This is a genomic window from Arenimonas sp. (assembly GCF_019459675.1).
GTDB lineage: Bacteria > Pseudomonadota > Gammaproteobacteria > Xanthomonadales > Xanthomonadaceae > Arenimonas.
In genome coordinates, this window is the sequence record NZ_JAIBFH010000105.1 from 1 (window position 1) to 9987 (window position 9987).

Sequence of the window (9987 nt, forward strand, 5' to 3'; positions counted from 1 at the left end):
GGCGCCGGCCGCGGTCACCAGCATGCCGTCGTATAACTTAATGCCGCCCGGGCCCGTGTTGGAGCCGCCGTAAAACGAGTCACGCAGGAAACGACCGCCCTGCGAATAGCCGTACGCCAGCACGGCCTTCGCGTCCTGCGGCCTTTGGTTGAGTTCGGACGGGACCCGGCGGTCCCTCAGGTGCCAGGCAAAATCGCGGAAGGCGGCCTGTCCCAATCCCGCCACCGCGGGCTTTTCGCCCTCGTAGACCAGGCTGAAATGGGAATACCCGGTGGCGGGCACGCCATCGATTTCGATGCGGCACGCTGCACTGCCCGGCGCGCCGTCATCGGCCGCCGCGAAGCGCCAGGCACTGCGCGCCACCACCTGGCCGGGGTCGTCGAAGCTGGTTTGGGTGCGGAGCACGGCCTTGGGCTGCGCGGCATCGCGTGCGCAGTAGTAACCGTTCTGCGCCAGGTCGTAAGCCCGGCGGTCGGGCGTCATGTCACGCGTGCCAAACGTCGCCCTGACAGGCCCATGCACGTTCGCGACAGGCACCTGCAGGCCAAACTGTTCCCGCTTCAGCTTCGCCTGCCAACCCACCCATGCCACCGTGTAGCCCAGCTCGAAGAACGTCGATTCCGTCAACGTGGCCGCAGGCGTCGCGGCCATCAGGTCGAATCCGCTTCCGGTCCTGAAGAAGAGGCCGTTCATCTGGGTGTTGCCGCGGTTCGCCACCTCCACCAGCGTGGTGTGGTTGCCGCGGGCGGCGTCGACCGGGCGAATGACCAGGAACGGGCCGGAATATTCCACCAGGCCCCGGGCGTTGACCGGGGCATGGCGGATATCGGTGACGTTGCGTGCAGACGCGCTGCGGGGGTCGATGGCGTAGTGCACCGTGCCGCGCAGCACTTCGTAGGCGCCCACCGCGCCAAAAGCCCGGCCATCGGCCCAGGCTTGCCGGCTGGCCACCTCCACGGAAACCACCTCGGCCTGCACCACCGCAGACGCGGCCAGGCAGGTGAGCAGCGCAAGGGGTCTGAGCATGGTCGTTTCGCCGTGGGTCGGGGGCTTGGGCAGACGAGTCTACAGAGTGATCTCGCCACGATCGGGCGGCACCGGGCCGGCCCCGGACGGCCGCCGGGCGGGCGTGGTCATGCGGCTGCCACGAGGGCGCCCCCGGTCTTGTTCACCCCGGGCCAGCTGAGCATCAGTACAGCGGCCAAGGCCAGCGTGACCAGTGCGGTGACGGCCGTGGCCGTCGGCGTGGTGAGCTGGAAGGCCAGCGGCCCAGCGCCCTGCACGCCCAGGTAAGCCAGGAACACCATTGCCAGCTCATAAGGCCGCGGGCTGCGGCACACCGCCGCCAGCGCAAGGCCGGCCAGCGCCACGCCCAGCGCCGTGACCAGCAGTGACAGTGCCACCGGCGGCGACTGCAGCGACCAGCGCACCAGGGCCGGCAGCGCCGACAGCACCGCGACCAGCACCGCGGCCGCAGTGCGCGCCGTCAACAGGCGTGCGCTGGCGCGGGGGGCGGTCATCACCAGTGCGGCGGTGCCGGTTTCGCGCTCGCGCAGCAGGCTGCGCGCGAACAGGTCCAGGCTGATCATCCAGGCCACGATCACCGCACCGGTCTGCACCAGCACCGGCGCACCCAGCTGCAGGCCCCAGCACACCAGCAGCGCGCCCCACCACCACAGGCGTCGCTGGCGCAGCATCAGCCGCAGCTCGGACGCCAGCAGCCGACCGGCATTGAAGGATTCCAGCGGCCGGAGCAGCGCCTCCAGCCAGCGCAGGCGGCGACCCGGGCGCGCCGCCGGTTTTGCCGACGACGTGCGCGCCGCGGCCCAGTCGACGATGGGCGCCAGCGCCACGGTGGCCAGCATCGCGACCAGCACCCACAGCGCGCGGCCGCCCAGGTCGCCCCAGCCCACCGACCAGTGCATCCAGTTGAACAGCGTGACCGGCCGGTCGAGCTGGTTCATGCCGATGGTCATCTGGTCCACGTCCACGCCCGGGGCCAACGTCGGCAGGCGCTGCATCATGTCGCGCTGCACCAGGGTGATGCCGCTGGGATCGCTGAGCGCGGTCTGCCGCGCCCACGCCGAGGCCTCGGGATCGAGCGTGGTGACCATGGCCGCGAACAAGAACAGCCACACGAAGAAATAGAGCACGTTGCCGCCGGTGCGGCGCAGCATCGGCACCATGTCGAACGCAATCGCGAAGAAGGCGGTCAAGGCCAGCGCCGGCAGCGTCAGCACCAGCACCGGCTTCACCATCTGCACCAGGTCCAGCGCGCGGTCTTCGGCGCGCACCCACTGCGCCACCACGCCCACGGCCAGGCCCACCGCCAGCACCACGAAGAACACCACCATGTGGCTGGCCCACTTCGCCAGCAGGTAGCCGGCGCGCGTCATCGGCGTGGCCACCAGCAGCTGCCAGACGCGGCTGTCGAAATCGCGCACCAGCGTGCCCCGCACCAGGTAGAAGCCCAGCCACGCCAGCATGGTCGAATACATCAGGCCCAGGGTCAGGCCGGCCCAGGCGCTGGAATAGCGGGCGCGCGCGGCGCCGACGCCCACCGCCACCTGCTGCGATTCCGCCGCCGGGAAGCACCACCACGTGAGCGCGGCCACGATGGCCAGGATCGCCCAGAAGCGCAGCGCACGCGTGCGCTCGCGCAGGTCCGCCACCACGATGGCCTGGAAGCGGCGCAGTTTCTCCATGTCACGCCCCTCCGGCGCGATTGAGCAGCCACAGGTAGGCGTCTTCGAGGTCGGGCGCACTGGCGACGGCGTCTTCTGACGGTCGGGCGGCGGCGATCACGCGAAGGCGCACGCCGTCCGGGCGGCGCGTGGAGCTGCTGGTGACCAGGGTCTTGCGCAGTTCGGGCACGCGTTCGGCGGGCACGGTCCATTCCCACACCTGGCCGGCGGCCTGGGCCAGCAGGGCTTCGGGCTCGCCCGAATACAGCAGGTGGCCCTTGGCCATCACGGCCAGCGAAGTGGCGCTGGCCTCCACGTCGGAAACGATATGCGTGGACAGGATGACCAGCCGGTCGGCGGCGAGGTCGGAAATGAGGTGACGGAAGCGCATGCGCTCCTCGGGGTCCAGGCCCACCGTGGGTTCGTCCACGATCAGCAGCGCCGGGTCGTTGAGCAAGGCCTGGGCAATGCCGACCCGCTGGCGCATGCCGCCGGAAAACTCACCCAGCCGGCGGTCGGCGGCGTCGGCCAGGCCGACCTGGTCCAGGCAGCGGCCCACGCGCGCGGGGATGTCGCGTGAGTGCAGTCCTTTCACCGCGGCCAGGTAGGCCAGGAACTCCCGCGCGGTGAGCGCGGGATACACGCCGAAGTCCTGCGGCAGATAGCCCAGGGTGCGGCGCAGGGGATCGGGGCGGCTGGCGACATCGGCGCCATTCCAGCGCACCTGGCCCGAGGTGGGCCGGGCCAGGGTGGCCAGGATGCGCATCAGGGTGGACTTGCCGGCGCCATTGGGGCCCAGCAGGCCGATGATGCCGGTGCGCAGGGACAGGCTGACGTCGGTCAGCGCAACCTGGCCGCCACGGTAGCGGTACGTGACCGCGGCAAGGTCTAGCGTGTGGGCGGACATCGGGTTCCCCTGGCCGGCGAACACGGGTGCGTCGCCTGAATGAGTTGGTAGTGTAGTTAACTACAACACCATCTCACATGGGCCAAACGGCAGGGGGTTACGCGGACTCGCCCTGGTTCTTGAGGATCAGCGCCGCCAGCCAGGGCTCGCCTTCGGCCATCAGCTCCAGCGGGGTCTGGGCCCAGCCGGTGAGCACCATGGCTTCGGCGATGGTGAATTCAAGCTGGGCCTTGGAGAACTTCCGTTCGCCCGCGATCACCGCTTCAAGCAAGGCACGGCTTGGCATCGGGGCATCCATTTCGGCCGCCCTGGCGGCTTCGACGGCGCCGGGCGCCGAGGCGCCGTGGGTGGCGAGGTGTTCGATGCGGCGCAGGGCGTCGCTCTGGGGATCCTTGCCGGCGGCCACTTCGGGGGCGGCCGCCGCGAGGCTCTTGTGCAGGGTGGTGAGCTGGCCGGCCACCTTCATGCGCTGCAAGTTGGCCGCGTCGCGGGCATGTTCGGCGTCCTCGACGTCCAGGCGCAGGCGGGCCAGTTCGGGACTGGGGCCACCGGGCACCGGCAGGGCCTTGGCCGCGGCATCGATCAGCTCCAGCCACTGTGCACGCTCGGGCAGGGCCGGGGCCGCTTCGATGCGGGATCGCAGGTCTTGCAGGTGGGCGCGGGGGTCGCTCATGCAGCGAGTATAGGGCGGTCGGCGACGACAATTCAGCCCCGGGCGGAAGTCCCGCCCCGGGGCCGCGATGGTCAGCGCGCCATGCCGGGCATCAGGCCACTGAGGTCGCGATAGCCGGCGCCGGAAAACTGTTTGGGCTTGCGCATGACGTAGCTGAGTTCAAACACGGCGCCGTCGCCCTCCATCCGGGTCACCAGCCACTGCTGCCTGGCCTTGGGCAGGGGCACCACGCCCAGGCCGTAGTAAGTGGCCGCGTAGAAGCCGACGTCGAAGTCCGGCACGGCCAGCCACACCGAAAGCGGCGTCCCGGTCTCGGGATTGCTGCCTGCGTACTCCGCCGAGCGATAGGGCTTGCCCGCGAGATTGGCGCCGATGTTGCGAACCTTGCCGGTCTTGCGGAAGGTTTCTTCGAACGCGGTGGCCTGGAAATAGGCCTCCAGGTCGGCGCCCAATGCGTCTTGGCCGCTGGCCGCCTTCATCGACACCGGGCCCATGTCCGCGGATTGCAGGTACATGTAGTGGTCGGCGGCATTGGTGAACACCTGGAAATCGAAGCTGCCGCCCTCGCCCGTGGCGGGCGCGTTGCCCAGCGACTCCATGCCGCCGCGGTCCATGCCGAAATGGCCATTGCGCGAGTCGAGGTGGAAGAAACTGGTGATCAGCCCTGCGTCGGGCACCTGGCCAATGAAGCCGATGACCAGGTCATAGTTGAAGGTGGCTGTGATGGGTGCGCTGGCGCCCTTCCCAGCCTTGGTGGCGGGGTCGATGGCCTTCGGCGTGGGCGCGCCCAGGCGGGACTCGACGGGAAGCAGGTCATCGTCCGCGTCCGTGAGTCGCGGCACGTTGGCGCGCGGCGGGTCTTCGATGCGCGGCACGTTGGTGGCCGCGTAGGTCGCGGTGGCAAACAGCAGGGGGAACAGGGCGAGCGCCAGCAGGGTGCGGGTCATGGCGGATGGCTCCGGGTCAAAGGCGCTGGATGAGGCGCCGGGCCAAGGCCACGGCGGCGGCACGGTTGGCGTCGGGGTCGTCGCTGATGTCGACCGTCATGCGCAGGGAACTGCCGTTGAACAGCACGTAGAGCACCTGTTCGTGCTCGCCGGTTTCCCACACGGCCAAGTCGCCCACGCCGGTCAGCTCCTCCGACGGGCTGACCGCGCTCAAGGCCGCCGCCAGGTCGCTGACGTCAGCGGCTTGCGGCTTGTCCAGCCCGCGCTCGGCCGCCTGTCGATCGGCTTCCTTGTCCACCTGCGCCAGCTCGGTTTCGCTGGCCGCCCTGAAGCGGCTGCGGAAGAATTCCGGCGTCACGCCGGTCTGGATATTGGCGATGGACACCCGGTTCTTCTTCGACAGCTGCATGCCGCCGTAAGCCTCCTTGCGATCACTGGGCCAGGTGTAGGCGATCTGCGGCAGGCCGTCGATATAGTCCTTCTCGGCAGCCGCGGCGGGCAGGCCCGCTGCCTCGGCGGCGAGTTCAAGCGTCAGCAGTTCATCCAGCCTGTTTTTCCAAGGGCCGAAGGACGGACCCGCGGCGATCGATGGGCTGCGGGCGGCGACATCGGCACCCAACGGGACGGCGGAGGGCTGGTCGCCAGCGCCGGACGGCGCCGGGGCGGGACCGCAGCCGATCAGCAGCGCGGCAAGGCAGGCAAGCAGGGTCGGGCTACGCACTTGGCATTCCTCGTGGTGGTGAGCCTGCAGTTACGACGAGCAGGCTGCAGATCCGGACATGGCCCTCGACGTCCCGCGCGATGTCCGGTCCCCGGCCCTCTTCGCCGTAATCCTCCAGAACCTTTCCCCGCCACGGATTCCGACGATGACCCTGCGCCGCCTGCTGCCCCTCGCCATTGCTCTTTCGCTGTGCGCCTGCAGCCAACCCGAGGCGCCCGCCACTGAGACCGCGAACGACCCGTCGGCCTCGGCACCGGCCCTCCCCTCTGGCGAGGCCGCGCCGGCCCCAGAAGCCGCGGCCCGCCCGTCCGCCACCGCCGGCAGCATCGACTTCACCGTGAAGGGCGAAACCAAGGGCAGCAACAGTGCCGGCGCCGCCAATTCGGTGCAGTGCCAGCTCCACTTCAAAGCCACCAACCGCAGCCAGGCGCCGCTGAAGTCGGTGGTCGCCGAGTTCCGCGTCACCACCACCGTGGACGGCAGCCTGGTGGACGACGAAAGCACCCTGGTGATGCCGTTCGAAATCCCGCCCGGCGAAACCCGCGATGCGTGGGGCCCGATCGTGATCGACAACCATCGCTGCGAAGACCTGGACCTGACGCTGCAGGCACCTGGTCGCGGCGCCTGTCGCACGACGGACAAGACCCCCTGCCCCAGCTACGCCCTCAGCGGCGAAGGCGTGGCCGGCGCCCGCTGACCCCTACCGGCGGTCTGCGATTGCAGGCCGCCGCACGAAACACGATGCTGGACGCTGTTCCACCCTTGGGATGCGCATGAACTCCAGCCATGATTGGCGGCGGGTGGAAGCCCTGTTCGATGCCGCTTGGGAAATGCCAGAGCGCGAGCGCCGGGACTGGATCCTGGCGCAGGACGCGCCGCCCGAACTCTTGGCGCAGGCCTGCGCGCTGCTCGACGCCGCCGACCGCAGCGGCGGCTTCCTCGAGCCCGAATCAACATCCAACGCCGAGAACGCGGCGGCATCGCCAGACTGCCTGCACCCCGGCGACCGCGCAGGAGCCTGGCGCGTGCTGCGCCACCTGGGCCGCGGCGGCATGGGCGAGGTTTACGAGGTCGAACGCGCCGACGGCCAGTTCACCCAGCGCGCTGCGCTGAAGATCATCAGCCACGCCGACGCCCGGGCGTGGCAGCACTTCCACAACGAGCGGCAGATCCTCGCCCACCTGGACCATCCGGGCATCGCCCGGCTGATCGACGGCAGCCTGCTGGAAGGCGGCACGCCCTTCATGGTGATGGAGTACGTGGACGGCGCGCCCATCGACACGTGGTGCGACGCGCAGGGTGCCGGGCTGCGCGAGCGCGTGCAGCTGGTGCAGCAGGCCTGCGAGGCGCTGGCCCACGCCCACGGCAAACTGGTGGTGCACCACGATCTCAAGCCTTCCAACCTGCTGGTGGATGCCAAGGGCCGCGTGCGGCTGATTGATTTCGGAATCGCGCGCCTCGCCGGGCAAGGTCAGGACGGCGACCATGGCGCGATGTCGCAGGACTATGCCGCGCCCGAGCAGGCCACCGGCCGCGACACGTCCACGGCCACCGACATCCACGGGCTGGGGGCGGTGCTGTACCGCCTGGTGGCGGGGCGCGCGCCGCGCAACACCGCCGGCCTGACGCCGGTGGCGGCGATCGCACGCATCGTCGGCACGCCGCCGATGCCGCTGGCAGAAGCCACCGATCCGGCCCGCTGGCGCGACACCGGCGCAGACCGCGCGCTGTTCGCCGATCTCCAGGCGATCCTGGCCAAGGCGCTGGCGCCCGACCCGTCGCACCGTTACCAGACCGCCGACCAGTTCGGCACGGAGCTGCAGCAGGCGCTGGTGCGCGGTCCGGTACAGGCGCGGGCGGCCCAGCCGGGGCATCGGTTGTCGCGGCATTTGTTCCGGCACCGATGGACTGCGGCGGCGGCGGCCGTGGTCGTGCTGAGCCTGGCCATCGGCCTGGGCGCCGCAGTGGTGCAGGCGCGCGAAGCGGCCCGCCAGCGCGACCAGGCGCTGGGCGAACAGGCGCGGCTGGAGGCGGTGCAGCAGGCGCTGTTCCTGATGTTCCGCAGCGCCGGCGAGCTCAAGGGCGGCGAAGCCACCGCCGCCGACGTGTTGGGCAACGCCGCCCAGCGCGTGCAGGACCAGTTCGACCGCGACCCTGGCGAGGCGGCGCCGGTGCTGCATGCGCTGGGCGAACTCAACTTCCTGATCACCGACTACGAAGCCGCTGCGCCGCTGCTGGAGCGCCTGGCGAATGCCGACGCAGCGCGCGTGGACCCGGCCCTGATCGCCGCCGGACGCTACGACCTGGCGCAGGTGCGGCTGCGCCAGGGCGACGCCGATGCAGCACGGCCGCTGCTGGCACAGGCCCAGGCGTTCTGGCGCGGTGACCTGGCGCGCTGGGAGTCGCGGCTGGTGGACAGCCGCCTGTTGGAATCGCAGCTGATCAAGGCGGCGGGCGACGTCGAAGGTGCGGTGGCGCTGCTGCGCGAGGGGCTGCAGCGGCGCATCGCACTGAGCGGGGCGCAGCACCGTGAAACCGGCATCTTCCACAACAACCTGGGCGTGGCGCTGTTCGGCGTAGGTCGCATGGACGAAGCGCGCGCGTCTTTCGCTGCCGCGCGCGACGTGTGGCAGTCCATCGGGCTGCAGCAGACACCCGATGCCCTGAACACGCTGAACAACTGGGGCGCGGTGGAGATCGCGTCGGGTCAACCGGCCGTGGCCGAACCGCTGCTGCGCGAAGCGGTGGAACTGCGCCGGCGCTACTACGGCCCGTCGGCCGCCACGGCGGCGCTGCTGAGCAACTACGGCAAACTGCTGCTGCTCGGCAAGAAGCCCGACCAGGCCCTGCCCGTACTGCGCGAAGCCGCGGCCATGGGCGCCCAGTTCGCCGGCCACGGCAGCCTGCACCACGTGGCCGCGCTGGGCGGCCAGTCCGAAGCGGAGCTGGCGCTGGCCCGCACCGCCGACGCCGAACGCAGCGCCGAAACCGCGCTGGCCGCGGCGCTGGAAACCCTGGGCCGCGACCACCCGGGTACGGCCATGGCCAGCCTGGCGATGGCCGCCGTGCGCGGAGAACAGGAACGTGGCGACGAGGCCGCCGCGCTGCTGGGCGAAGCCGAGCGCATCGCCGCGGCCGTTGGCCCGCCGGCCGCGCGCATCGGCGCGCAGGCCGCGGTGCTCAGGGAACGCTATCGTCTTGTGGGCAGTCCCCCAGCGCCTGGAACAGCCACGCCTTCGCCTTGATCCAGTCGCGCCGCACGGTGCGGTCGGTGACGCCCAGGATGCGCGCGGTTTCCAGGTCGGAATAGCCGCCGAAGAAGCGGCATTCAATCACCTGGGTCAGGCGCGGATTCAGCGCGGACAGCTGCTGCAGCGCCTCGTCGAGTTCGACCATGCGCTCGTCGCTGACCCAGAACGGCTCGAAGTCGTGGTCCTCGATCGAATCCACCGCGCCGCCGCCGCGCTTGGCGGCCAGCTTCTGCCGCGCGTGGTCCACCAGCGCCTGGCGCATGGCCAGCGCCGCCGAGCGCAGGAAGTGCAGCTCGCCCTGCCAGTTTTCGCTGCGCTGCAGGCGCAGGTACGCTTCGTTCACCAGGGCGGTGGTGCGCAAGGTTTCCCCGGCGCGCACGCGGCGGCGCTCGCGACGGGCGTGCTTGCGCAGGTCGTCCATCAGCAGCGGCGCGAGGCGCGCGGCGGTGGCAAGCACTTCGGGCGGATGTTCGAGGGTGGCGGTGTCCATGGGTCCAGGTCCTGGCGCAAGGGGCAAAACGACGCGGCAGCAGGGATCGGGCCTGTCCGTTTCGCGGCCCGGCCCGCGTAGGGGAAGGTGTCCCCGAAGCGAGTCCAGACCCATGCAGTCCTCTTCCAGAACGGCGCATTCGCCAAGTGCAGGCCAATGCTGGCGCCGCATCGCATTCTTGTTCGTGTGGATGGGCGCGGCCAATGCCCCGGTGCCCCGCGCCCAAGCCCACACCAAAGACGACGCCGAGCCCCCCCCCCGCGCGGTGGAGACCCCCCCCCCCCGAATAAACCGCAACAGGCGCCTGAGGGGCC

General features: G+C 70.5%; 9 protein-coding genes. 2 read left to right on the forward strand and 7 right to left on the reverse strand.

Annotation, left to right across the window (positions count from 1 at the left end; translation table 11 throughout):
- The 6 genes from K0M70_RS03815 to K0M70_RS03840 all read right to left on the reverse strand — a co-directional run.
- Nucleotides 1–1026, reverse strand: a 1026-nt coding sequence (locus K0M70_RS03815) for an alpha/beta hydrolase domain-containing protein (protein WP_290779502.1), incomplete at its 3' end; no start/stop codon positions are given.
- Between the two features lie 107 nt (nucleotides 1027–1133).
- Nucleotides 1134–2705, reverse strand: coding sequence for a hypothetical protein (locus K0M70_RS03820; RefSeq protein WP_290779505.1), 1572 nt, complete (start codon nucleotides 2703–2705; stop codon nucleotides 1134–1136).
- Nucleotide 2706: 1 nt separating this feature from the next.
- Nucleotides 2707–3591: an ABC transporter ATP-binding protein gene (locus K0M70_RS03825; protein ID WP_290779508.1), complete on the reverse strand. Its 885-nt coding sequence runs from the start codon at nucleotides 3589–3591 to the stop codon at nucleotides 2707–2709.
- Nucleotides 3592–3688: 97 nt separating this feature from the next.
- Nucleotides 3689–4264, reverse strand: coding sequence for a hypothetical protein (locus tag K0M70_RS03830; RefSeq protein WP_290779510.1), 576 nt, complete (start codon nucleotides 4262–4264; stop codon nucleotides 3689–3691).
- Between the two features lie 71 nt (nucleotides 4265–4335).
- Entirely contained in the window at nucleotides 4336–5211 is an 876-nt protein-coding gene (locus tag K0M70_RS03835; protein ID WP_290779513.1) for a hypothetical protein, read from the reverse strand.
- A gap of 16 nt (nucleotides 5212–5227) precedes the next feature.
- A complete protein-coding gene (locus tag K0M70_RS03840; RefSeq protein WP_290779516.1) occupies nucleotides 5228–5932 on the reverse strand; it encodes a hypothetical protein in 705 nt (234 codons plus the stop codon).
- A gap of 145 nt (nucleotides 5933–6077) precedes the next feature.
- Here K0M70_RS03840 and K0M70_RS03845 point away from each other — a divergent pair, with 145 nt between their 5' ends.
- Entirely contained in the window at nucleotides 6078–6629 is a 552-nt protein-coding gene (locus tag K0M70_RS03845; protein WP_290779518.1) for a hypothetical protein, read from the forward strand.
- Between the two features lie 76 nt (nucleotides 6630–6705).
- On the forward strand, nucleotides 6706–9177 hold the full coding sequence (locus K0M70_RS03850; RefSeq protein WP_290779521.1) for a serine/threonine-protein kinase: 2472 nt from the start codon (nucleotides 6706–6708) through the stop codon (nucleotides 9175–9177).
- Here the strand turns inward: K0M70_RS03850 and K0M70_RS03855 are convergent.
- Complete coding sequence (locus K0M70_RS03855) at nucleotides 9113–9673, reverse strand: ECF-type sigma factor (RefSeq protein WP_290779524.1); 561 nt, start codon at nucleotides 9671–9673, stop codon at nucleotides 9113–9115. The genes K0M70_RS03850 and K0M70_RS03855 overlap by 65 nt on opposite strands.
- Nucleotides 9674–9987: the final 314 nt, after the last annotated feature.